Raw genomic sequence first — 22945 nt, forward strand, 5'->3', positions numbered from 1 at the left:
CCCGAGCGGGCGCCACTGTCACGGACGTCACGTGGTCGTTCCTGCTACTCGGTGTGACTTTCGGGCCCTCGGGGTCCGAGAATGGGTCGACTACCCGCACCCGTCGTCGCCGCCCCAACCGGCGCGCGCCCCAGGTTCGGGCCAGATGCGCCGCCGATGCCGACCGGGCTCGTGCGCGCGGACGAGAGGCAAGGAGCGCTGGTGGCTTCGATCGACGAGACAGGACCGCTCATCGGTGGCCTGCTCAGCCAGGTGCCGGACATCGATCCGGACGAGACCGGCGAGTGGGTGGAGTCCCTCGACGGACTCATCGACGAGAAGGGCGGGCCTCGCGCGCGCTACGTGCTGCTGAGCATGCTGCGGCACGCGCGACAGCGGAACGTGGCCATCCCGGCCTCGCTCAACACGCCCTACGTCAACACCATCGCGGTGCACGACGAGCCCTACTTCCCGGGCGACGAGGCGCTCGAGCGCCGCTACCGCTCGTGGATCCGCTGGAACGCCGCGGTGATGGTCACGCGGGCGCAGCGACCCGGGATCGGCGTGGGAGGCCACATCTCCTCGTACGCGTCCGTGGCGACGCTCACCGAGGTGGGCCTCAACCACTTCTTCCGCGGCAAGGACCACCCGGGCGGCGGTGACCAGGTCTACTTCCAGGGCCACGCCTCCCCCGGCGTGTACGCCCGCGCCTACCTCGAGGGTCGGCTGTCCGCCCACCAGCTCGACGGGTTCCGCCAGGAGCTCTCGCACCCCGGTGGTGGCCTGCCGTCCTACCCGCACCCGCGCCTCGCGCCGGACCTGTGGGAGTTCCCGACCGTCTCGATGGGCCTCGGTCCGGCCTCCGCGATCTACCAGGCGTGGACCAACCGGTACCTGCACCTGCGGGGCATCAAGGACACCAGCCAGCAGGACGTCTGGGCGTTCCTCGGCGACGGGGAGATGGACGAGCCCGAGTCCCGCGGCATGCTCCAGCTGGCCGGTCAGCAGGGCCTGGACAACCTCACGTTCGTCGTCAACTGCAACCTGCAGCGGCTCGACGGACCGGTGCGCGGCAACGGCAAGATCATCCAGGAGCTCGAGGCGCAGTTCCGGGGCGCCGGCTGGAACGTCATCAAGGTGATCTGGGGCCGCGAGTGGGACGCCCTGCTCAACGCCGACAAGGACCGCTCGCTCGTCAACCTGATGAACACGACGCCCGACGGCGACTTCCAGACCTACCGGGCCGAGAGCGGCGCCTTCATCCGCGAGCACTTCTTCGGCCGCGACCCGCGGACCAAGCAGCTCGTCGAGAAGATGTCGGACGACGAGATCTGGGCGCTCAAGCGCGGCGGGCACGACTACCGCAAGATCTACGCAGCGTACAAGTCCGCGCGCGAGCACACGGGGCAGCCGACCGTCATCCTGGCCCACACGATCAAGGGCTACGGCCTGGGATCCGGGTTCGCTGGCCGCAACGCCACGCACCAGATGAAGAAGCTCAAGTCCGACGACCTCAAGACGCTGCGCGACTCGCTGCACATCCCGATCACGGACGAGCAGATCGACGAGAACCCGTACGTCCCGCCGTACTTCCACCCCGGCGCCGAGGACGAGGGCATCCAGTACATGCTGGACCGCCGCCGTCAGCTCGGGGGCTTCGTGCCCGAGCGTCGCACGACGCACAAGCCGCTGGTCCTGCCGGAGGCCAAGGTCTACGAGGGCCTGGCCAAGGGCTCGGGGCACCAGGAGGTCGCCACGACGATGGCGCTCGTGCGCCTGTTCAAGGACCTGGTGCGGGACAAGGAGTTCGGCCACCGCCTGGTGCCGATCATCCCCGACGAGGCCCGCACGTTCGGCCTGGACTCGATCTTCCCGAGCGCCAAGATCTTCAACACGAACGGCCAGAACTACATGGCCGTCGACCGCGAGCTCATGCTCTCCTACAAGGAGTCCGAGTCCGGCCAGATCATGCACACGGGAATCAACGAGGCCGGTTCGGCGTCGGCGTTCCAGGCCGTCGGCACGTCCTACGCGACGCACGGCGAGCCGCTGATCCCGTTCTACTTCTACTACTCGATGTTCGGGTTCCAGCGCACCGGCGACCAGTTCTGGGCCGCCGGGGACCAGATGGCCCGCGGGTTCCTGATCGGCGCCACCGCCGGCCGCACCACCCTCACGGGTGAGGGCCTGCAGCACGCCGACGGCCACTCGCCCCTGCTGGCCGGCACGATGTCCCACGTCGTGCACTACGACCCTGCGTACGGGTACGAGATCCGGCACATCGTCAAGGACGGGATCGAGCGGATGTACGGCGAGGGTCACGACCGTGACCGCGACGTCATCTACTACCTCACCGTCTACAACGAGCCGATGCAGCAGCCGGCCGAGCCCGAGGGTGTCGACGTCGAGGGCATCCTGCGCGGGATCCACCTGGTCGCACCGGCCGAGGGTGACGGGCCCCGTGCCCAGATCCTCGCGTCGGGCGTCGCGGTGCCGTGGGCGCTCGAGGCCAAGAAGCTCCTGGCCGAGGACTGGGGCGTCCAGGCCGCGGTGTGGTCGGTGACCAGCTGGAACGAGCTGCGTCGCGACGGCCTCGCCGCGGACCAGCACGCGTACCTGCACCCCGGCGAGGAGGAGCGCGTGCCGTACCTGACGGCCAAGCTCCAGGGGGCGGAGGGTCCGTTCGTCGCGACGACGGACTTCGACCACCTCGTCGCCGACCAGGTGCGCGCATGGGTCCCGGGCACGTACGCCACGCTGGGCGCCGACGGCTTCGGCTTCTCGGACACCCGCGCGGCGGCCCGTCGGCACTTCAAGATCGACGGCCCGTCGACGGTGGTCCGCGTGCTGCAGCAGCTCGCCCGCACCGGCGCGGTGGCACCCGAGGCGCCGGCGCAGGCCATCGAGCGCTACCGGCTGTACGACGTCACGGCCGGCACGTCCGGAAACACCGGCGGCGACAGCTGACCTGACCACAGGCACGGAACGAGAACGGCCCGGACCCCCCTGGGGGTCCGGGCCGTTCTCGTTCAGTACGTCAGGTGCCGGGGATCGTCTGCTCGGCGTGGGCGACGTCGCGGGCGAGCTCGCCCTTGAGGTCGGCGACCGCCCGCTGGTTCGGGTACAGGTCGAGGGCGGCGATGTGCTGCTTGGCCTCGAGCGGCCGACCGGCCTCGATGGACGCCAGCACCAGGTGGCGGGCGACCTCCGGGTCGTGCTCGCGAGGCCGCCAGTGGCCGACCCCGAGACCGAGCGCATCCACCGGCAGCCCGGCCTCACGCAGGAGGGCCAGGGCCTCGACCAGCGCCTTGCCCGACGGATCGCGCTCCGCGGCCGTGGTCAACCGGCGCACCGTGCCCTCGTTATCGTCGTGCACCGACAGGCGGGCAACCTCGATGAGCGGGTACCAGGCGCGCGGGTTCCCGGCGAGCTCCTCGCCGAGAGCCCAGACGGCGAGGTCCGCAGCACGCTGACGCTCCGTGTCGGTCGTCTCGGCGGAGAGCGGGTCGTGGTCGGGGCTGGCCTCGGCGGCCCGGCGACGGACGATCTCCGCGAGGGCCACGAAGGCGCGCTCGTTGTTCGGGTCGTCGCTGAGCATGGAGCGCAGCGCGTCCTCGTGGAGCGTGTCGCCGCGCCGCGCAGCCTTCGTCGGTCGGCGCGCGCCGACCCGCGAGGCCGAGGACGGCCGTCGCATGAGCTGACGCAAACGGGGCAGAAGAGCCATGACGCGACCCTATCCGCTGGGGGCGGACCACACCCTTTCGAGGACGAACCTCACACTCCGGCGTCGCCGCGGCGACGGTCGCACCCGAACTGCTTTTGTCGACTTCCCACAAGGCCGGACCTTATGCTCGGCCCCATGTCCAGCACCCTGCGCGGGAAGGGCTCCGCCCCCGCCGATGCCGCCGACCGGCCCGACCAGGCGGATCCGCCGCCGCCGGCGACCCGGGCCCGCCGCTCGGCGCCGGCCCGCCTGCGCGCGCCCGTGCTCGAGGCGCGCGGCGGCCCGGAGACCCAGCGCCGGGTGCGGGACAGCGCCGGGTTGCTGTCCGCCGCCGCGATGCGCCGGCTCGACGACGACCTCGAGTGGTACCGCGCGCTGCCCGCGGAGGACCGCTCCTGGGTAGGCCTGGTGGCACAGGCGGGCATCACGGCGTTCGTCACCTGGTTCGCGGAACCCACCCGCCCGCCGCACGGGGTCGGCGACATCTTCGCCGCCGCCCCGCCCGAGCTCACGCGGTCCATCTCGTTGCAGCACACGCTCCAGCTGGTCCGCGTCGTCGTGGACGTGGTCGAGTCCCACAGCGACCGGCTGGCCGCTCCCGGCGACGAGCGTGAGGTCCGCGAGGCGGTGCTCCGGTACTCCCGCGAGGTCGCGTTCTCCGCCGCCGAGGTCTACGCCCGCGCGGCTGAGGTCCGCGGCGCCTGGGACGCCCGTCTCGAGGCGCTCGTGGTCGACGCGCTGGTGCGGGGGGACGTCGACGACGCCCTGCGCTCCCGGATCGCCGCTCTGGGGTGGAGCGGTCGGGGATCCACGCTGGTCATGGTCGGGACGACGACCTCGGCCCTCGACGACGTCCGCGCCGCGGAGCTGCGTCGCGCCACCCGCCGGGCGGCCGACGACGCCCTCGTCGGCATCCAGGGCGACCGGCTCGTGGTCTTCCTGGGCGGTGAGGGCGACCTGCTCGCGGCGGCCGGCACGCTCCTGCCGCGGTTCGGCCCCGGACCCGTCGTCGTCGGACCGGTGGTCGGCGACCTGACCGACTCCGCCCGGTCCGCGCGAGCCGCCCTGTCGGGGCTCCTCGCCGCTCCCGCGTGGGAGCAGGCCCCGCGCCCGGTCCAGGCCGACGAGCTGCTGCCCGAGCGTGTGCTCGTCGGGGACGTCACCGCGCGCCGCACGCTCGTCGCGCAGGCCTACGCGCCGCTCGCCGCCAGCCAGGGGTCCCTGCTCGAGACCCTGTCGGCCTATCTGGGCACCGGTCGCTCGCTCGAGGCAGCCGCCCGCACGCTGTACGTGCACCCCAACACGGTGCGCTACCGCCTGCGGCGGGTGGCCGACGTGACCGGCTGGGACCCGCTGGACGCCCGCGAGTCGTACGTGCTGCAGACGGCGCTCGCCCTCGGCCGGCTCGATGCCGTGGAGCCCGCGCCGACGGTCGGCGGCCGCTGACCCATGCACGTCGCCGCTCCCGGCGCGTTGTAGGAGTCGCACAAGGGCACCCGAGAAGGTTGGTGCACGCCGTGAGGCAGGTGCGCGCGCTGCGCCAGGCAGAGTGGTCGGGTGCTCGTCGTCGTCTGCCCCGGTCAGGGCGCCCAGTCCCCCGGCATGCTCGCCCCGTGGCTCGAGCTGCCGTCCGTCGCCGAGTCGGTCGCGCGGGCCTCCCGCACGACCGGCCTCGATCTCGTCGCCCACGGCACCACGTCGGACGCCGACACCATCCGGGACACCGCCGTGGCGCAGCCGCTGCTCGTCGCGACCGCGCTGGCGAGCCTGCGGGCCGTCCTCGACCTCGGTCCCGACGACGCCCTCGCCCTCGCCGCCCAGCGGGTGGTCGGCGTGACCGCGGGGCACTCCGTCGGCGAGCTCGCCGCGGCCGCGATCGCCGGCGTCCTGACCGACGACGAGGCCCTGCGCCTCGTGGCGGTGCGCGGCGCTGCGATGGCCCGGGCCGCGGCCACGACGCCCACCGGGATGTGCGCGGTGCTCGGCGGAGACCCCGACGAGGTGCTGGCCGCCCTCGCCGAGCACGGCCTGGTCCCCGCGAACGTGAACGGCGGCGGCCAGGTGGTCGCGGCGGGCACGCTCGACGCCCTCGCGGCGTTCGCGGCTGCTCCCCCGACCCGTGCCCGGGTCGTCACCCTGCAGGTGGCGGGCGCGTTCCACACCGAGCACATGGCGCCGGCCGTCGCCGAGCTGCGGGCCGCGGCCGACGACGTCACCCCGGGTGAGCCGATGGTCCCGCTGCTGACCAACGCCGACGGGTCGGTCGCAGCGTCCGGCGCGCGGGCGCTCGAGCTGATCGTGGCCCAGGTGGCCAACCCCGTCCGCTGGGACCTGTGCCAGTCCGCGCTCCAGGCGATGGGAGTCACGGGGATGCTCGAGGTCGCCCCGGGAGGGGTGCTCACCGGGCTGGCCCGGCGTACGCTGCCCGGGGTCGAGACGGTCGCCGTCAAGACCCCCGCCGACCTGGACGCCGCGCGCGACCTCGTCCGTCGGCACGCCGGAACCCCCGAGAGCCACCAGGAGAAGTCGTCGTGACCCGTCCCACTCTCACGCAGGCCACCGGCCCCGCTCACACCCGCATCCTGGGCGTCGGAGGCGTCCGCGGCGAGCGGGTCGTCACGAACGACGAGCTGGTCGGCCCCATCGACTCCTCGGACGAGTGGATCCGCCAGCGGACCGGGATCATCACGCGCCGTCGTGCCGAGGCGGGCACCGACGTGCTCGACCTCGCGGAGGGCGCTGCGCGGGCCGCGCTCGAGAACGCCGGCCTCACGGGTGCCGACATCGACGCCGTGATCCTCTCCACGGTCACCTACTTCCACCAGACGCCCGCCGCTGCGGCGATCATCGCGGACCGCATCGGTGCCACGCCCGCGGCCGCGTTCGACATCTCGGCCGCGTGCGCCGGGTACTGCTACGGCATCGGGCAGGCCGACGCGCTGGTCCGCGCGGGCACCGCCCGCAACGTGCTGGTGATCGGCGCCGAGAAGATGAGCGAGCTCGTCGACCCGACGGACCGGTCGATCTCGTTCCTGCTCGGTGACGGCGCCGGAGCGGTCGTCATCGGCCCCTCCGACACCCCCGGCATCGGCCCGACCATCTGGGGCTCCGACGGCAGCCAGTCGCAGGCGATCCGGCAGACGCACTCGTGGCTCGCCACCCGCGACGAGGGTCTCGGCTGGCCCACGCTCCGCCAGGAGGGCCAGAGCGTCTACAAGTGGGCTGTCTGGCAGATGGCCCCGGTCGCGCAGAAGGCGATGGACGCGGCGGGCGTGACGGCCGACGAGATCGAGGCCTTCATCCCGCACCAGGCGAACATGCGGATCATCGACCAGATGATCAAGACCCTCAAGCTCCCCGACACGGTCGTCGTCGGCCGTGACATCGCGGAGACCGGCAACACGTCGGCCGCGTCGATCCCCCTGGCGACCGAACGGCTCCTGCGCGAGGGCCAGGTGCCGAGCGGTGCGCTCGCCCTGCAGATCGGCTTCGGAGCCGGTCTGGTCTACGCGGCGCAGGTCGTGGTCCTGCCCTGAAACACCTGAGGTACGACCCCCCGGTTGTACCGTTCGTCCGACCCCACACCGCAGAAACACCGAACGAGGAGAAACCGATGGCGTACAGCGAGCAGGAGATCCTGGCCGGACTGGCCGAGATCGTCAGCGAGGAGACCGGTCTGCCCACGGACTCCGTCCTGCCCGAGAAGTCCTTCACCGACGACCTCGACATCGACTCGCTGTCGATGATGACGATCGTCACGCTCGCCGAGGAGAAGTTCGACGTGCGTATCCCCGACGACGAGGTCAAGAACCTCGCCACCGTCGGCGACGCCGTCTCGTTCATCACGGGCGCGCAGGCCTGATCCTGCGCGAACGGGTCGGTCCCGGGCGGTACGCCCGGGACCGACTCCCCCTCACTGCATCTCGACCGCAGATCTGGAGCACCGATGAGCCACGTACCCGACGTCGTCGTCACCGGACTGGGAGCCACCACGCCTCTCGGCGGTGACGTTCCCAGCACCTGGGCCGCTGCGCTGAACGGCGAGTCCGGTGCCCGGCACTTCGAGAACGACTGGGTCGAGAGGTTCGGCCTGCCCGTCGGGTTCGCGGCGACCATCAAGGTCGACCCCTCCGAGGCCATGGCCCGGCCCGAGATGAAGCGGATGGACCCGTCCGCGCAGTACGCGGTCATCGCGGCGCGCGAGGCCTGGGCCGACGCGGGCTCGCCCGAGGTGGACGGTGCCCGGCTGGGCTCCGTCGTGTCCTCCGGCATCGGCGGCATCCGCACGATCCTGGACGCGTGGGAGGGCCTGCTGGCGAGCGGCAACGCGCGTCGGGTCCTGCCGATGACGGTGCCGATGCTCATGCCCAACTCCCCGACGGCCTACGTGTCGCTGGAGTTCGGCGCCCGCGCCGGTGCCCACGCCGTCGTGTCCGCCTGCGCGTCCGGCGCGGAGGCCATCGGCTACGGCGTCGAGATGATCCGCACCGGCCGCGCCGACGTCGTCATCGCCGGCGGCACCGAGGCGTCGATCCACCCGATGAACGTCGCCGCGTTCGCCGCGTCGCGCACGCTCTCGCTGCGCAACGACGACCCCGAGCGCGCCTCGCGCCCCTATGACGTCGACCGCGACGGCTTCGTGATGGGCGACGGCGCCGGTGTGGTCGTCCTGGAGAGCGCCGAGCACGCTGCCGCCCGCGGCGCCCGCGTGTACGCCCGCATCGCGGGCGTCGGTCTCTCCGCCGACGGCTACCACATGACGTCTCCCGAGCCGTCCGGCGAAGGCCAGATCCGCGCGATGCGCGCCGCCCTCGAGGAGTCGGGGATCGCCCGCATCGACGTGGTGCACGTCAACGCGCACGCCACGTCGACCGTGGTGGGTGACCTCATCGAGGCACGGTCGATCCGTGGCCTGCTGGGCGACGAGGCCGACCACGTGGCGCTCTCCGCCACCAAGTCGATGACCGGTCACCTGCTCGGCGGTGCCGGCGCGCTGGAGACGATCTTCACGATCCTCGCCCTGCACGACCGGCAGGCCCCGCCCACGATCAACGTCGACAACCCGGACCCCGAGCTGGTCCTCGACCTGGTCCGCGACAAGCCCCGCGCCCTGCGCGACGGCGACATCGCCGCGATCAACAACTCGTTCGGCTTCGGCGGCCACAACGTCGCGCTGGTCGTGGCGTCCGTCTGACGACGCGACGGTGTCCTGACGTCCCTCGCTTCCGTGATCGCCGGTTCGGTCAGTAGCCGGTGAACGCGTCCGTGCGGATGCGGCGGACGCCCGAGCGGCGCAGGACGCGGCGCGAGTGGTCCACCATGCCGGGACCCCCGGAGACGTACGCGACGCGCCGGCCGGCGTCGGGCACCGTCGCGTGCAGGATCGTCGCGTCGATCGTCGGTCCGGTCGCGAACAGCCACGACTCCGGCATCGCGGGCGGTGGCTCCGGGCTCACGACGACCACGCGCGCCCCGGCGGCGAGGAGCACGTCGGCGTACGGTGCCTCGTCGCCCGGGCCGAGCAGCAGGACCACCACGACGTCCCGCCGCAGGCCCGACCGCGAGAGGTCGGCGAGCTGGCTCACGAACGGGGTGATGCCGATGCCGCCCGCGAGGAGCAGCAGCGGGACAGCCGGGTCCTTGGGGAGCACGAAGTCGCCGCCGACGCCGGTCGCGCGGACGAGACCACCCTCGGGCAGCTCGCTGAGCGCCTGCTTGAACGAGCTGAGCGATCCGGTCACCCGGAACGCGACGGCGACCCCGTCGGCGTGGTCGGGCGGGGTGGCCAGCGAGAACACCCGGCGGGACCCGCGCGAGTCAGGGCCCTGGTGCGGGACGTGGAGCTCGATCCACTGCCCGGGCCGGAACCGCACGGCGGAGTCGGTGGCGAACGCGACCTCGCGGATGCCGGGCGTGACCATCCGCTGGGCGCGCACCCGCAGCGAGACTCCGCGCCGCTGCCCCAGCGTGAAGGCCAGGACGTTGCCGACGACGAGTGCGAGCTCGGGTGACGCGTACATGATGCCGAGGCTGAACGGCACGACCGTCAGCGCGCCCACCAGGGCCGCCTCGGACAGCTGTTGCCGCCGGCGCGGCGGCAGCGTGAGCGGCTCGGTGAGCATGAAGCCCGCTGCGAACACCAGCGGGTAGGACTGCAGGGCGGTCAGCAGCGCGTCGACCGGAGTGGCTCCTGCGGCGACGAGCCGGGGCAGGAGCACGGCCAGCGCGACGGCGAGGTACGTGCCCACGAGCGCGAACCTGCGGGTGCGCGCGACGACGGCCAGGGCGGCGAGCGCGACGACGGGCAGCAGGGCGGGTGTCGCCACCCACCACATCGCCCCGAAGCCGCCGAACAGCGGCGCCAGCAGGCCCGCGGCGAGCGCACCGGCCGCGGCGGGGTTGAGCACGTGCCTCGCGCGGACAGCCACGACGAACTTGGACAGCGCGGCCAGGGCGGCTGCCAGCGCGACGACGCCGAGCCCGGTGGGGGTGGTCTCCGGCCAGAACAGGAGCGCCAGGATCAGGCCGGTGATGACCGCCGACTCGGTGTGCACGCGGGTGCGCCAGAGGGCGCCGCACACCCGACCGGCGAGGACGCTGACGCCCACGGCGACCGCGGTGCTGACCAGCACGGCGACGGGGTCCTGCTGCACCGGTCCGAGGACCGACAGGACCAGCGCCGCCAGCAGCACGCCGCCGAGGGCGATCGTGACCAGCCGGTACATCGTCACCCGGCCGAGAACTCCGTCGACGGCGCTCACGCGAACAGATCTCCAGGTAGCCCGAGCGAGTAGCGGACCCCACCGTCCGCCTGCACCCGCACGTAGGTGTGGTCGAACGCCGCCTCGAGCCGGTCGGGGTCGGCGAAGAAGTGCGCGGTGCTCAGACCGTCCGCGACCATGGCGGTCCCGGCGACCACCCAGGTGGCGACGACGTCCCGCGTCGGCAGGCCTGTGCGGGCGTCGACGACGTGGTGCAGCCCGTCTCCCCACGCCCGGCGGTCCACCGCCGACCCGCACAGCGCGGCGTCGTCGAGCTCGACGACGCCGATCGCCCGCGTCGGGTCGCCGGGCTGCTGCAGGGCCACGCGGAACGCGGCTCCGCCCCGGTGCACCAGGTCTCCACCGGCGTCGACGACGTACTGCTCGATGCCGCAGTCCCGCAGCTCGGCCGCGACGAGGTCCACCAGCTGCCCCTTTCCCGCGGCGCCGACGTCCAGCAGGACGGGCTCACGGACGACGAGCGTGGTGCCGTCGCGTCCGAGGACGTCGTCCCACGCCGGTGCCGGCTCGGGCCCCCCTGCCGGTCTCAGCGTGTAGCCGGCGTCGTACCCGAGCCGGACGAGGCTGCGTGCGACCAGCGGCGACACGGCGCCGTCCGTGCAGCGACCGAGCGCCGCGTAGAGGTCGAGCAGCGGTCCGGCCTCCGCGGGCAGCCGGTAGGTCCCGGCCTCGCGGGACATCCGGGCGACCACGGAGTCGTCGCGGAACCGCGACCAGACCGCGTCGTACGACGCGATCCGGGACCGCACCCGCGCGAGCGTCACGACGTCCAGCGGCCCGTCGACGTGCACGGACCACCGGGTACCGATCGCGTCGAAGGAGGCCTCAGGCCTGCGCATCCGCAGCGATCTCCACCAGGGCCGCGTTGAAGCCCTCCGGGGTCAGGGACGAGCCGGAGACCGCGTCGACGGTGAGGCCCTCGATCGGCTGCCCCATCACGACGTCCGCGACGCCCGAGGCGAACTGGTTCTGGAACTTCTGCGACGCGGGGTTGGTCGCCTCCGGAGTGACGGCGACGGCAGTCACCATCCCGTCCGCGAGGGTGATCGAGACACCGACCGTCTCCGGTCCCGCCGGCGACTCGTACGAGCCGGTCGCGGTGTAGGTGCCATCGGCGTACGCCGGCTCCTCGACGGCTGCCGCGGATGGCTGCTCGGCGGCCTCGTCCGCGGTGTCCGGGCTCGCGGCTCCGTTGCTGCAGGCGGTGAGCGCAGCAACTGCGGACACCCCCGAGACGAGCGCGATCGTGGTCCTGCGTGGCGTCCTCATGTGTGGTGTCCCCTCATCGTGTCCCCCTGTGCCCGACCTGCAGCGGACGTATTGCAACAGGTCAGGACGCTAGGGTCCACGGCTGGGCGCACGCTGTGAACGTCCAGGGGGTGAGCGAAGCGATTAAGCCAGCGCGTCAGCCGACACGGTGCAGCCAGCGGACCGGGGCACCCGCGCCCGCGTACCGGAACGGCTCCAGCTCGTCGTCCCACGCCTGCCCGAGCGCGAGATCGAGCTCGGTGCGCAGGCGGAGCGGGTCGGCAGCGTGCTCGAGGGCGGCGCGGATGCGGTCCTCCGGCACGACGATGTTGCCGTGCACGTCGGTCGCGGCGTGAAAGATCCCGAGCTCGGGCGTGTGGCTCCAGCGGGACCCGTCGACGCCGTGGCTGGCCTCTTCGGTGATTTCGTAGCGCAGGTGGGCCCAGCCGCGCAGCGCGGACGCCAGGCGCGCTCCCGTGCCCTGCGCGCCCTGCCACGAGTACTCAGCGCGGTAGAACCCCGGACCGGCCGGCTGCGCCGTCCAGTCGAACGTGGTGCGTGAGCCCAGCACGTTGCCTGCCGCCCACTCCACGTGGGGGCACAGCGCGCGCGGTGCAGAGTGCACGAAAAGTACACCGCGGGTGATCGCACCAGCCATGTCGTCCTCCTGAACGGGCTCGAGGTTCGCCTTCCCCAACGACCTCAGTCACGTTCCCAGGAGTACGCATGCGATACGGACAGCTTCGCGGCGTGCTGGGGACAGCATGCCGGACGTTCCCCCAGCACGCCAGCGAACTACAGCGTGTCGCGGATGGCGCGCATGGCTTTCTTGCGCACGGACCGCTCCAGGCGGTCGAGGTAGAGCATGCCGTCGAGGTGGTCGACCTCGTGCTGGAGGCAGCGGGCCATGAGCTCGACGCCCTCGACGACGACCTCCTTGCCGTCCAGGTCCGTGCCGACGACCCGCGCGTACCAGGACCGGTGCGTCGGGAACCAGAGGCCCGGGACCGACAGGCAACCCTCGTCGCCGTCCTGGTACTCGTCCTCGGACAGCTCGACGATCACCGGGTTGAGGACGTAGCCGACCTCGTCGTCGATGTTCCAGGAGAAGGCCCGCAGGCTGACGCCGATCTGGTTCGCGGCCAAGCCGGCGCGCCCGTCGGTGTCGACCGTCTCCAGCAGGTCGTCGACGAGACCGCGCACACGGTCGTCGATCGTCGTGATCGGGTCGCACGGGGTGCGCAGGACGGGGTCCCCGACGGTCCGGATCTCTCGCATGGCCATGCGGAAGATCCTCGCACGGCGGGCCGGTCGGCGAGGCGGGGACGCGTGCCGGCGGGCCGGACCGGTGCCGAGTGTGAGCAGGGCGACAGCGTCGACGGGAGCGGTCGGGCGTATCGTTTGTACTGACCGGTCAGTTTAAGGAGTCGTCATGAACACCCCAGCCGTCACAGCACTCGACCTCCAGCTGCACGGCGACCGCGGACCGGTCTTCGGGCCCGTCGACCTCGAGATCGCCGCCGGCACCCTCACGCTCGTCCAGGGGCCGCAGGGCGCCGGGCGCACCAGCCTGCTGCTGACGCTCGCGGGCCGCATGGTGCCCGACCCGACGTCCGACCTCGTCGTGCTGGGTCACCGGCTGCCGACGCAGCGGGCGCTCGCGCAGCGCGAGGTCGCGCTCGCCGGCTTCACGGGCATCGACGAGCTCGACGACTCGGTGACCGTCGGTGACCACGTGCGGGAACGGCTCGCGTGGCTCTCCCCCTGGTACCGGCGTGCACCCCGCGCCGACCAGCCGGTGGTGGACGCCGTGCTCGCCCCCGTCTTCGGCGAGCTTCCTCTCCCCGGCGCCCAGACGGTCGTCTGGCACCTCGACGAGGTCGACGCCCTCCTGCTGCGGATCGCCCTGGCCATGGCCCAGCGACCTCGGCTGCTCGTCGTCGACGACGTGGACCAGGTGCACGACCGCGCTCGTCGTCGGATCGTCTGGGACCGGCTCGACGCGCTCGCCGGCACCGGCGTCACCGTCGTCGCGTCCTGCGCCGACCCCGACGAGGCCGTCGGCACCCGCTGGACCGTCCTGCCCGTCGCCACCCCCACCCTCTGAAGGACGCCATGCTCTCGCTCACCTCCGGCACCGAGCTGCGCCGATTCGGCCGCGGACGCCTCCCCCGGCTCGCCGTAGCCGCGATGCTGCTGGTCCCGCTCCTGTACGGCGCCCTGTACCTCTGGGCGTTCTGGGACCCGACGGGGCACCTGGACGCCGTGCCCGTCGCGCTGGTGAACGCCGACACCGGCGCCGACCGGGACGGGAGCCGGGTCACCGCAGGCCAGGACCTCGCCGACGAGCTCACCGACGGCGACGCACTCGACTGGGTGGTCACGGACGCCGCGGACGCGGCTGCCGGGGTGCGCGCCGGCGACTACTACTTCGCGGTGACCATCCCCGCCGACTTCTCGGCCGACCTCGTCTCGGCGGGCGGGGACGAGCCGACCGCGGCGCAGATCGACGTCACCTACAACGACGCGAACTCGTTCATCGGCACCACTCTGGGCCGCTCCGCCATGGACCACGTGCGCGACGGTGTCGCCGCGACCGCGGGCGAGCGGGCCGTGGACCAGGTCCTGATCGGTCTCGGGTCGGCGCGCGACGGCATGCTGCAGGCCGCGGACGGCGCCGTCTCGCTGCGCGACGCGTCCGAGCAGCTGGGGTCCGGCGCGCAGCAGGTGGCCGACGGCGCGGTCGACACCCGGGACGGTGCAGCGCAGCTCGCGGCTGGGGCCACCACGCTCGACGACGGGGTGCACGAGCTGGCGGGGGGTGCGGACCGACTCTCCTCGGGGGCCGCGCAGCTGGCCGACGGCGCGCGCGACGCGGCGGACGCGAGCGGCTCGCTGAGCGCCGGCACGCAGGCCGTCGCCGACGGTGTCCACGCCGCCACCGAGCAGGTGGACTCCCTGACCGGCCTCTCGGACGGGCTCACGCAGGTGGGCGCCTACCTCGCCGCACGCGCCGCCGCCGGCGACCCCGACGCCGCGGCGCTCCTGGCGGGAGCGGGCGGCTCCGACCTCCCGGACGCGACGACGATCGCGGCGATGACCGACCGGCTCCACGCGCTCGACGCGGGTGCCGCGCAGGCCGCCGCCGGCGCCCGGACGCTCAGGACCGGGCTCGGCACGCTCGCCGACTCGTCGGCCACGGTGGCATCCGGTGCGTCGACCCTCGCCTCCGGGGCCGACAGCGCCACAGCCGGTGCCGACGCCCTCGCGGCGGGGTCGGCGTCGCTGGCGACGGGCGCCGCCGCGCTCGCCGACGGTGCCGCGCAGGTGGCCGACGGGACCGGCGCGCTCGGCGGCGGCGCCCAACAGCTCGCCGACGGGCTGACCGACGGCGCGTCGACGATCCCCGACGACAGCGCCGCACAGCGCACCGCCCGCGCCGACGCGCTGGCGACTCCCGTGGCGATCGACGACGACGACATCGCCCCCGCCGCGAGCCTCGGCGAAGGGTTCGCTCCCCTGTTCATCCCGCTCGCCCTCTTCGTCGGCGGCCTCATCACGTGGCTGCTCCTGCGCCCGCTGCCGACGCGGGCGCTCGCCACGCCCGCGTCCGGGTGGCGGGTCGCGCTCGCCGGCTACCTGCCGTCGCTGGTCGTCGGCGCAGGTCAGGTGGCGCTGCTGCTCGGCGTCGTCGGCCTCGGGCTGGGTCTGGGCATCGGTCACCCCGTCGGGACGGTCGCGTTCCTGCTCCTCGTCGCCGCGAGCTTCCTGGCCGTCCAGCAGATGCTCCTGTCGGTGCTCGGCTCCGCCGCGGGCAAGGTGGCGACGATCGCCCTGCTGATGCTGCAGATCACCTCAGCGAGCGGTACCTACCCCGTGGAGACGACGCCGGCGTTCTTCCAGGCGATCCACCACGTGCTGCCGATGACCTACGCGGTCGGCGGGCTGCGCAGCCTGATCACGGGGACACCGGACGCTCGGCTCTGGACCGCCGTGGTCTACCTCGTGGGCGTCGCGGTCGCGTCGCTGGCGGTGACCGCGTGGAAGGCGGGCCGCCTGCGGACGTGGACGGTGGCGCGCCTGCACCCCGCCCTGAGCATCTGAGAGGGTGGCGAGCATGCGCGCGACGGCCACCCGGGACCACATCGTCGAGGCCGCGCTCTCCCTCGTCGCCGACCGGGGGTTCACGGCCACGTCCGTCGACGACATCGCGTCGGCCGCCGGGGTGGCCAAGGGCAGCGTCTTCTACAACTTCGGCTCCAAGTCGGGACTGTTCGAGGCGATCATCACCGAGGGCGTCGCACGGCTCACCGCGGCACTGCGCACCGCCACCGACGGGCTGAGCGGACGCGACGCGCTCGAGGCGCTGGTCACCGAGCTGCTCACCCAGATCCGGGCGCACCCCGACTTCGCGAAGCTCATGGTCGCCGAGACGTTCCGGACGGGCCGCAGCTGGCAGGACTCCATCCGGCTGGTGCGCGACGAGTCGATGGGTGCGTTCGCCTCCGTCGTCGCCGAGACGTGGCCGGACCGCGACCCGTCCCTGACGGCAGCCGCCCTGTTCGGCGCCACCCTCCTGGCCGGGCTCGAGTGGCTGGTCTTCCAGCCCGAGCGCACGCTGGACGATGTCAGGGCAGCCGTACTCGCCACCGTGCACTGAGCCGACCGGAGCCGCCGACATGCCCACCGACGCACCGAACGGCGTGCACTCCGAGGTGGGCCGCCTGCGCAGGGTGCTGGTCTGCGAGCCCGGGCTGGCGCACCGTCGGCTCACCCCGACGAACGCCTCCGACCTCCTGTTCGACGACGTGCTCTGGGTCGACAACGCGATCAGCGACCACCGCGCGTTCGTGGCGGAGCTGCGGGCGCGCGACGTCGAGGTGCTCGAGCTGCACGACGTGCTCGCCGAGACCATGGCGGTGCCGGGTGCCCGCGACTGGCTGCTGGACCGCAAGATCGTGCCCGAGGACGTCGGGCTGGAGCTGATCGACGACACCCGTGAGTTCCTGGAGCGGCTCGACCCCCGCCGGCTCGCCGAGTTCCTGGTCGGTGGCCTGGCCACCGTCGACATCACCGGCGGGTTCGACGACGACCACTTCGCCCTCGCCGAGTACTCCCCCGACGCCCGCGAGTACGTCATGCCGCCGCTGCCCAACACGCTCTACACGCGCGACACCACGTGCTGGCTGTACGGGGGCGTCACCCTCAACCCGCTCTACTTCTCGGCCCGGCAGGACGAGACGCTGCTGATGAAGGCCGTCTACCGGTTCCATCCGGCGTTCGTCGGCTCGACGGTCTGGTGGGGTGACCCGGAGCAGCACTGGGGTCGCTCGACCGTCGAGGGCGGCGACGTCATGCCCATCGGGAACGGCACGGTGCTGGTCGGGATGAGCGAACGGACGTCACGGCAGGGCATCACCCAGCTGGCAACGGCGCTGTTCGCGCAGGGGGCCGCCGACCGCGTCGTCGTCGCGGGGATGCCCCGGCTGCGCTCCGCGATGCACCTCGACACGGTGTTCACGTTCGCGGACCGCGACGTCGTGACCCTGTACCCGAAGATCGTCGACGCGATCCACTCGTTCACCCTGCGCCCCGCCGACGGCGACCGCGTGCACCTCACCGACGAGGGCACCACGCCCTTCGTCGACGTGGTCGCCACCGCCCTGGGGCTCCCGGGGCTGCGCGTCATCGAGACCGGCGGCGACGTGTACGCGTCCGAGCGTCAGCAGTGGGACTCCGGCAACAACGCGGTCGCCGTCGAGCCGGGCGTCGTGTTCACGTACGACCGCAACACGACGACCAACGCGCTGCTGCGCGCGGCGGGCGTCGAGGTGCTGGAGATCCGCGGGGCGGAGCTGGGACGCGGCCGCGGCGGCGGCCACTGCATGACCTGTCCGATCAGCCGCGACCCGGTGTGAAGAATGCAGAAAGCCCTCCGTGCTCAATGAGCTCGGAGGGCTTTCTTCAATGCTGTGGAGAGTGAGTTCACTCCGCCGCGCGCTGCGTGGGAACGCCGGTGAGGAGCGAACGCACCTCGGACTCGTGGAAACGGCGGTGGCCGCCGAGGGTGCGGACGGCGGAGAGCTTGCCGGCCTGGGCCCAGCGGGTGACCGTCTTGGGGTCCACGCGGAACAGAACGGCGACCTCGCCCGGCGTGAGCAGGGCACCCTGCGAGAGGGGGGCGTCCGTGGTGGTAACAGCCATGATGGATCTCCTGTCGTTCGGTAGCTCGGCTGGCCCTGTAGGCCCCGTGGCTTTGCGTCCCCGCCTTGCAGCGGGTTTGCCGTTGTCGCTGACAAAGAGAACTATGCCCGTATCTGGACGCTTGTGCAACAACCCGCGCCGCACGATTCGCGCGCAAACGGGTGATTTATATGCGGCCAAATCGGGCACGGACGAACGAGTAGACCCCGTAGGCGACGAACCCCAGTGCCACGATGACCAGCAGGAGGACGCCCGCGGGCTGGTCGCGCAGGGTGTGCAGGGCACCGTCCAGCCCTGTCGACTTCGACGGGTCGGCCGTCACCGCTGCCGTGACGAAGAGCACACCGACGATGCCGAGGGCCACCCCCTTGGCCACGTACCCGAGCACGCCGAGCCGCCGGACGACCGGCCCCGCCGTCCCCGACGGCAGCCGCTGCAGGTCCTCCAGGAACTTCTTCTTCCACCCCTTGTAGACGTGGTAGATGCCGACGCCGATGATCGCGAGCCCGACGGCACCGACGAGCACCCGACCGAACGGCGCGCCCATCAGCTTCGCCGTCATGTCCGCCGTCTGCGTCGACGCGTCGGAACCGCCCCCGCGCGCGAAGCTGAGGGCCGCGAACGCGAGCGCGAGGTAGACCGCCGCACGGCCGACGGACTTCGCACGCTCCCCCGTGTCGTTCGAGCCGAAGCGCCCGTGGATCGCCCGCGCCACCTGCCACGCACTGAGCGCGAGGAACGCGACCACCGAGAACCACAGGACCAGCGCACCGAACGGGGTGCTCGCGATCGTGCTCAGCGCCCCGGACTGGTCCGCCTGCTCCCCGCCACTTCCCAGGGCCACCCGCAGGGCGAGCACACCGATGAGGATGTGGAGCACACCACTGACCGCGTACCCCGCGCGCGCCGCCAGCTCCCAGGACCTCTGTGCGTTCGCCGTACCGCTCGTCGTCACCACGTCGTCTCCTCGTCTCGATCCCCCGGCGCCGATCGTGGCAGGAGAGGACTGGTCCGGCGACCGGAGAGATCACGAGGTGGTGGGGCAGGTGGGGCTTGAACCCACGACCGACGGATTATGAGTCCGCTGCTCTGACCGGCTGAGCTACTGCCCCCGAGGCACCGCACACCCTACCGACGCCCGCGGGTACCGTGAGGCGGTGGCCCTGTTCTCACGTCATCGACTGCCCGCGACCGACCGGACCCGGCTCGACCTGCGGCCGGGCGACACCGTCCTGGTGAGCACCGAGCTCGCCGACGGTCGGTGGGCCGTCGCGACCCGTCGCGCCCTGCACCTCGTCCCCGTAGAGGGTCCCGTCGTCCGGCACCCGTGGTCGGACGTCGACCACGGCTCCCTCGACCCCGCGACGCGAACGATGGCGTTGCGCTGGGTGTGGGGAGAGTCGGAGCGGCTGACCTTCGCGGAGGTGCCCGGGTCGTTCGCGTTCTCGCAGACCTTCCGTGAGCGCGTGCAGCAGTCCGTGGTCCACGCGGTGTCCGTCACACTCCCCCGCGGCCAGCGCGCCCGGGTCGTCCTGCGCCGCGACGAGGTCGGGACGATGTTCACGCAGGTGCTCGGGGACGCGTCGATCGACCTGACCGACCCGGCCGTGGCGGCGGTCGTGGACGCCGCCGAGGACGAGGTCCGCGACGCCGTCGGCCTGCCCCGCTGACCTGTCCGGGGCACCCGTCGACGGCTGCTAGAGTTTCTTCCCGCACGATCCCTCGTAGCTCAATTGGCAGAGCATCCGACTGTTAATCGGACGGTTACTGGTTCGAGTCCAGTCGAGGGAGCCAGTATCACCGCAGGTCAGGCCCCCTCTCGAGGGGGCCTTCGTGCGTCCGGGCCAGCAGCGTGCAGGGCACGACCGCCCCGCGCCCGCGGCTCTCAGCCGTTCGGGCTGCCGGTCCCTCGGTTGCCGTCGACGCCTGCCCCGCCGTTCGTGCTTCCCCTGCCCGTGGTGCGGTTCACCCCGTCGGCGTCGTCGGGCGACGGCGCCGCGACCGGCGGCAGGGCCGGGAGGGCGGCGGGCGGGTCGGGTCCTGGCTTCGCTGTGCCCGACCTGGCCGGCGACGGAGCCACCAGCGGCTCGTCGGCCAGGCCCGGCGGCGACGTCGGCTCGGCCGCAGGGACCGGGGCGCTGCTCGCGTCCGGCGGCGACGCCGGCACGGCCGCAGGGACCGGGGCGCTGCTCGCGTCCGGCGGCGACGTCGGCACGGCCACAGGGACCGGAGCGGTGCTCGCGTCCGCCTCGGGTCGTGGCACGGCGACCTCGGACGTGTCGCTCGGCGGCAGGTCCGGCGGTGCGGCACCGTCCGCCAGGGCGCCACCGGCGATCGTCGCCGACAGGACGACGCCGATCGCGCCCGCGCTCTGGAGGGCCCCTGCGGTGCTCAGCCGCTGCACGGCAGCGGGGAGGTCGGCGGCGGAGATCGGAAGACCGGGCAGCGCCGAGAGCAGGCCCATCGGCCCGGCGACCCGTCGTAGGCTGCCGAGCCCGATCGCGAGGAAGGCCCGGACCACCTGCGGGTCGAACTGCTGACCGGCGCACCGCGCGAGCTCGGCGCGCGCCGCGGCTGCGGGCAAGGGCTTCTTGTACGACCGCGCCGAGGTGATCACGTCATAGGCGTCGGCGACCGCGACGATGCGGGCGCCGAGACTGATCCGGGTGCCGGCGAGTCCGGCGGGGTAGCCGGCGCCGTCCCACCGCTCGTGGTGCTGACCTATCACGTCGAGCCAGGGACCGAGCCACCCGCGCAAGGGCTCGGCGATCTCCATCCCGGCCTCGGGGTGGCCCGCCAGGACGCTCCACTCGCTCGCCGTCGGCTCCCCCGGCTTGCTCAGGACACCTGCCGGCACGCGCAGCTTGCCGATGTCGTGCAGGAGGGCCGCCCAGCTCAGGTTGGCGGCGTCCTCGTCGGACAGGCCCAGCTCCGTGCCGATCAGCGCCGAGTAGGCCTGGACGCGCTCGGAGTGGCCGCGGGTGAGCGGGTCGTGAACGCTGATGGCGGCGACGAGGCTCAGGATCTGCGTGGCGTGCTCGCTGTCCGGAGGCACACCACGCGTGCGTCCGCCTCGATCCGCCCGCCCGTGCAGCACGTGGGGCGAGTAGTGGCTCATCGCGACGGCGAGCCGCGACGGAGCACGGTCGGGGAAGTACAAGGTCAGCCGAAGCAGAGTCGTCAGCGGCACCAGCGTGCGCACCAGCCGGGTGGCGACAACCAGCACCACCGTCGCACAGGCGAGCTCGGCCAGCAGCCAGACCCACGGGTTCACGCCGAGACGGGCCGGTGGGATCCAGTGCACCGCGGCGATGCCCACACCCAAGGACAGCGCGACGGGTACGGCGACGATCAGCGCGCGGACGACCCCCGCGAGGATCGGGCGGCCCTTCCACACGCTGAGGCTGACGTCGTCGTAGTTCTGGGTTGGACCGAAGGCCACGTCTGTCCATCGACGTCGCACTCGTCCACCTTGATGCGGCGGCCGTGTGACGTCCCGTCACCCGCACGGGCGACGGCGCTCCCACCGGGAGGGCCTGGTGGCCGACCGGTTTGTCGATCAGCGGCCCAGCAGGGGCCGCGGGTTCACGGTCGAGCCGTTCACGTAGACCTCGAAGTGCAGGTGGCACGCACCGGACAGGCCGGTGTTCCCGGCGTACCCGATCAGCTGGCCCTGGCCGACGGCCTGTCCTGCCCGGACGACCGAGCGGGTCAGGTGGTTGGAGCTGCTCATCACCGAGCTCCCGCCGACCGTGCCGTGGTCGAGCATGACCTGGTTGCCGAACCCGTTGCGCCACTGCGACCAGAGGACCGTCGCGTCGCGCGGCGCGTACAGGGGCGTGTTGCACCAGGTGCGCAGGTCGATGCCGGCGTGCAGGCGCGTGTAGCCCAGGATCGGGTGCAGACGCATGCCGTACTCCGAGGTCACGACCATCGGGTTGATCGAGGTCGGGTTGCCGAACAGGGCTCCGGACACCGATCCCGACGGGGGCCGCACGGGGGGCGGAGGTGGCGGTGGCGGTGGGGGCTCCTGTCCGGCCGCTTCCGCGGCCGCACGCGCGGCGGCTTCGGCGGCCGCACGTGCCGCTGCCTCGGCGGCTCGTGCTGCGGCCTCGGCCGCCTCACGCGCAGCTCGTTGCTCGGCGATGATCGCGACGAGCTCGCGTTCGATGGTCGCCCGCTCGGCGTCGATCTGCGCCTGCTCGGCCTCGGCCTGGCCCTTGAGCGAGGCGATCGCGTCCTGCTTGGCGCTCTGGTCGGCGATGAGCCGGACGATCTCGTCCTCGCGCGCCTGGGCGACCCGTCGGGCCTCGTCGGCCGCGACGACGTTGGCCTCGGCCTGCTCCTTCAGCTGGGTGACGCGATCGGTGACCGCGCCGAGCCGGGTCTCGCTGTTGCGGTTGTTCGCGTCGACCTGGCGCAGCTCGTCGAGGACGCGCGCCTGGCTGCGGAGCGCCGCGTCGACGAGCCGGGCGTTGTCGAGGAACTCGGTGGCGTCCTCGGCGTCGAGCACCACGTCCAGGGCGGAGATCCCGGGTCCACCCCGGTAGGCCTCCCGCGCCATCGCCCCCACCGCGGCACGCAGGACCTTCTCGTCGGCACGGTCGGCGGCGATGGTCGCGACGAGGCTGCCGCGCAGGTCGGTGGCGTCCTGGAGCCGGCCCGCGACGATGGCCGCCTCGCGCCGGGTGGCCTCCAGGGCGGCCCGGGCGTCCTCGAGCTCGGCCTCGGCCGCGGGCAGGCGCGCCTGGGTGGTCTGCAGGTCGAGCGCCGCTCGGCTCAGCTCGGCGCTGAGACCCTCGATGGAGGCTTCCAGCTCCTCGGCGCGTCGGTCGGCTGCGCTGCTGCGCTGTTCGGCCTCGGCCCGACGGTCGTCGATGCCGTCGGCGAACCCGGCCTCTGCCGTACCCGTCAGGGCGATCACCCCGACGAGGAGGACGGCACCCGCCCGGTGGCGCAGCCGAGCGGAGGGCACGGCCCGGAACCGGGACCGTCTACCGCGAGCAGG

21 protein-coding genes, 2 tRNA genes and 1 riboswitch are annotated in these 22945 nt (G+C 72.9%); of the genes, 12 read left to right on the plus strand and 11 right to left on the minus strand.

The annotated features are described in order from the left end of the window. Window positions 1-201 precede the first annotated feature (201 nt). Window positions 202-2946: a pyruvate dehydrogenase (acetyl-transferring), homodimeric type gene (gene aceE / locus ASF78_RS03435; protein ID WP_056588070.1), complete on the plus strand. Its 2745-nt coding sequence runs from the start codon at window positions 202-204 to the stop codon at window positions 2944-2946. A gap of 70 nt (window positions 2947-3016) precedes the next feature. On the opposite strand, the gene ASF78_RS03440 is transcribed toward aceE, so the two are convergent. Further along, window positions 3017-3703 carry a hypothetical protein gene (locus tag ASF78_RS03440; protein WP_056584895.1) on the minus strand — a complete coding sequence of 229 codons (687 nt, stop codon included), beginning with the start codon at window positions 3701-3703 and terminating at the stop codon, window positions 3017-3019. Between the two features lie 135 nt (window positions 3704-3838). Between ASF78_RS03440 and ASF78_RS03445 the strand changes: the two genes are divergently transcribed. The 5 genes from ASF78_RS03445 (at window position 3839) to ASF78_RS03465 (ending at window position 8897) form a co-directional block, all read left to right on the plus strand. Next, entirely contained in the window at window positions 3839-5149 is a 1311-nt protein-coding gene (locus ASF78_RS03445) for a CdaR family transcriptional regulator (RefSeq protein WP_156374021.1), read from the plus strand. A gap of 111 nt (window positions 5150-5260) precedes the next feature. Beyond that, a complete protein-coding gene (locus ASF78_RS03450; protein WP_056584896.1) occupies window positions 5261-6238 on the plus strand; it encodes an ACP S-malonyltransferase in 978 nt (325 codons plus the stop codon). After that, on the plus strand, window positions 6235-7239 hold the full coding sequence (locus ASF78_RS03455; RefSeq protein ID WP_056584897.1) for a beta-ketoacyl-ACP synthase III: 1005 nt from the start codon (window positions 6235-6237) through the stop codon (window positions 7237-7239). Before ASF78_RS03450 ends, ASF78_RS03455 begins: the two co-directional genes overlap by 4 nt. Window positions 7240-7316: 77 nt before the next feature. Next, a complete protein-coding gene (locus ASF78_RS03460) occupies window positions 7317-7565 on the plus strand; it encodes an acyl carrier protein (protein ID WP_056090400.1) in 249 nt (82 codons plus the stop codon). 84 nt (window positions 7566-7649) lie between these two features. Then, window positions 7650-8897 carry a beta-ketoacyl synthase gene (locus ASF78_RS03465; protein ID WP_056584899.1) on the plus strand — a complete coding sequence of 416 codons (1248 nt, stop codon included), beginning with the start codon at window positions 7650-7652 and terminating at the stop codon, window positions 8895-8897. A 49-nt stretch (window positions 8898-8946) separates the two neighbouring features. Here ASF78_RS03465 and ASF78_RS03470 read toward each other — a convergent pair whose 3' ends face one another. The 5 genes from ASF78_RS03470 to def form a co-directional block, all read right to left on the minus strand. Then, window positions 8947-10464, minus strand: coding sequence for an FAD-dependent oxidoreductase (locus ASF78_RS03470; RefSeq protein WP_156374022.1), 1518 nt, complete (start codon window positions 10462-10464; stop codon window positions 8947-8949). Continuing rightward, window positions 10461-11324: an FAD:protein FMN transferase gene (locus ASF78_RS03475; protein ID WP_056584903.1), complete on the minus strand. Its 864-nt coding sequence runs from the start codon at window positions 11322-11324 to the stop codon at window positions 10461-10463. Before ASF78_RS03475 ends, ASF78_RS03470 begins: the two co-directional genes overlap by 4 nt. Further along, a complete protein-coding gene (locus tag ASF78_RS03480) occupies window positions 11311-11754 on the minus strand; it encodes an FMN-binding protein (protein ID WP_056584905.1) in 444 nt (147 codons plus the stop codon). The genes ASF78_RS03475 and ASF78_RS03480 overlap by 14 nt, the downstream gene beginning before the upstream one ends. Window positions 11755-11890: 136 nt before the next feature. Then, complete coding sequence (locus ASF78_RS03485) at window positions 11891-12391, minus strand: DUF3145 domain-containing protein (RefSeq protein WP_056588075.1); 501 nt, start codon at window positions 12389-12391, stop codon at window positions 11891-11893. A gap of 137 nt (window positions 12392-12528) precedes the next feature. Continuing rightward, window positions 12529-13017 carry a peptide deformylase gene (gene def / locus ASF78_RS03490; protein WP_056584907.1) on the minus strand — a complete coding sequence of 163 codons (489 nt, stop codon included), beginning with the start codon at window positions 13015-13017 and terminating at the stop codon, window positions 12529-12531. 148 nt (window positions 13018-13165) lie between these two features. Between def and ASF78_RS03495 the strand changes: the two genes are divergently transcribed. From ASF78_RS03495 to ASF78_RS03510, 4 genes are read left to right on the plus strand one after another with little or no spacing between them, the layout of a single operon-like run. Then, a complete protein-coding gene (locus ASF78_RS03495) occupies window positions 13166-13840 on the plus strand; it encodes an ATP-binding cassette domain-containing protein (RefSeq protein ID WP_056584909.1) in 675 nt (224 codons plus the stop codon). Window positions 13841-13848: 8 nt separating this feature from the next. After that, the gene (locus tag ASF78_RS03500) at window positions 13849-15837 is read left to right on the plus strand and encodes a YhgE/Pip domain-containing protein (protein ID WP_056584910.1); all 1989 of its coding nucleotides are present in this window, start codon (window positions 13849-13851) and stop codon (window positions 15835-15837) included. Window positions 15838-15850: 13 nt separating this feature from the next. Next, window positions 15851-16393: a TetR/AcrR family transcriptional regulator gene (locus ASF78_RS03505; RefSeq protein WP_056588078.1), complete on the plus strand. Its 543-nt coding sequence runs from the start codon at window positions 15851-15853 to the stop codon at window positions 16391-16393. 19 nt (window positions 16394-16412) lie between these two features. Beyond that, window positions 16413-17651, plus strand: a complete 1239-nt coding sequence (locus ASF78_RS03510) for an arginine deiminase (protein ID WP_056584912.1) — start codon at window positions 16413-16415, stop codon at window positions 17649-17651. 67 nt (window positions 17652-17718) lie between these two features. On the opposite strand, the gene ASF78_RS03515 is transcribed toward ASF78_RS03510, so the two are convergent. The 3 genes from ASF78_RS03515 to ASF78_RS03525 form a co-directional block, all read right to left on the minus strand. Beyond that, window positions 17719-17937: a BldC family transcriptional regulator gene (locus ASF78_RS03515; RefSeq protein WP_056026668.1), complete on the minus strand. Its 219-nt coding sequence runs from the start codon at window positions 17935-17937 to the stop codon at window positions 17719-17721. A 16-nt stretch (window positions 17938-17953) separates the two neighbouring features. Beyond that, a riboswitch (cyclic di-GMP riboswitch) is annotated at window positions 17954-18028 on the minus strand. Between the two features lie 75 nt (window positions 18029-18103). Beyond that, window positions 18104-18895 (minus strand): DUF1206 domain-containing protein, encoded by a 792-nt coding sequence (locus ASF78_RS03520; protein ID WP_369816299.1) that lies wholly within the window; start codon window positions 18893-18895, stop codon window positions 18104-18106. 77 nt (window positions 18896-18972) lie between these two features. Further along, a tRNA-Ile gene (locus tag ASF78_RS03525) sits at window positions 18973-19049 on the minus strand. 45 nt (window positions 19050-19094) lie between these two features. Here ASF78_RS03525 and ASF78_RS03530 point away from each other — a divergent pair. Further along, complete coding sequence (locus ASF78_RS03530; RefSeq protein WP_056584914.1) at window positions 19095-19607, plus strand: hypothetical protein; 513 nt, start codon at window positions 19095-19097, stop codon at window positions 19605-19607. Between the two features lie 48 nt (window positions 19608-19655). After that, window positions 19656-19731: transfer RNA gene (locus ASF78_RS03535), tRNA-Asn, on the plus strand. Window positions 19732-19822: 91 nt separating this feature from the next. Here the strand turns inward: ASF78_RS03535 and ASF78_RS03540 are convergent. Then, the gene (locus tag ASF78_RS03540; protein WP_056584916.1) at window positions 19823-21379 is read right to left on the minus strand and encodes an HD-GYP domain-containing protein; all 1557 of its coding nucleotides are present in this window, start codon (window positions 21377-21379) and stop codon (window positions 19823-19825) included. Window positions 21380-21496: 117 nt separating this feature from the next. Then, the gene (locus ASF78_RS03545) at window positions 21497-22912 is read right to left on the minus strand and encodes a M23 family metallopeptidase (RefSeq protein WP_056584918.1); all 1416 of its coding nucleotides are present in this window, start codon (window positions 22910-22912) and stop codon (window positions 21497-21499) included. Between the last annotated feature and the right edge of the window lie 33 nt (window positions 22913-22945).

The sequence above is a fragment of the Cellulomonas sp. Leaf334 genome (assembly GCF_001424195.1).
In the GTDB taxonomy this organism is placed as follows: Bacteria; Actinomycetota; Actinomycetes; order Actinomycetales; family Cellulomonadaceae; genus Cellulomonas.

Coding starts and splice junctions, on each gene's coding strand:
- ASF78_RS03440 (WP_056584895.1), bottom strand. CDS start 3,703: ATGGCTCTTCTGCCCCGTTTGCGTCAGCTCATGCGACGGCCGTCCTCG.
- ASF78_RS03445 (WP_156374021.1), top strand. CDS start 3,839: ATGTCCAGCACCCTGCGCGGGAAGGGCTCCGCCCCCGCCGATGCCGCC.
- ASF78_RS03460 (WP_056090400.1), top strand. CDS start 7,317: ATGGCGTACAGCGAGCAGGAGATCCTGGCCGGACTGGCCGAGATCGTC.
- ASF78_RS03465 (WP_056584899.1), top strand. CDS start 7,650: ATGAGCCACGTACCCGACGTCGTCGTCACCGGACTGGGAGCCACCACG.
- ASF78_RS03475 (WP_056584903.1), bottom strand. CDS start 11,324: ATGCGCAGGCCTGAGGCCTCCTTCGACGCGATCGGTACCCGGTGGTCC.
- ASF78_RS03480 (WP_056584905.1), bottom strand. CDS start 11,754: ATGAGGACGCCACGCAGGACCACGATCGCGCTCGTCTCGGGGGTGTCC.
- ASF78_RS03485 (WP_056588075.1), bottom strand. CDS start 12,391: ATGGCTGGTGCGATCACCCGCGGTGTACTTTTCGTGCACTCTGCACCG.
- def (WP_056584907.1), bottom strand. CDS start 13,017: ATGGCCATGCGAGAGATCCGGACCGTCGGGGACCCCGTCCTGCGCACC.
- ASF78_RS03495 (WP_056584909.1), top strand. CDS start 13,166: ATGAACACCCCAGCCGTCACAGCACTCGACCTCCAGCTGCACGGCGAC.
- ASF78_RS03500 (WP_056584910.1), top strand. CDS start 13,849: ATGCTCTCGCTCACCTCCGGCACCGAGCTGCGCCGATTCGGCCGCGGA.
- ASF78_RS03505 (WP_056588078.1), top strand. CDS start 15,851: ATGCGCGCGACGGCCACCCGGGACCACATCGTCGAGGCCGCGCTCTCC.
- ASF78_RS03510 (WP_056584912.1), top strand. CDS start 16,413: ATGCCCACCGACGCACCGAACGGCGTGCACTCCGAGGTGGGCCGCCTG.
- ASF78_RS03515 (WP_056026668.1), bottom strand. CDS start 17,937: ATGGCTGTTACCACCACGGACGCCCCCCTCTCGCAGGGTGCCCTGCTC.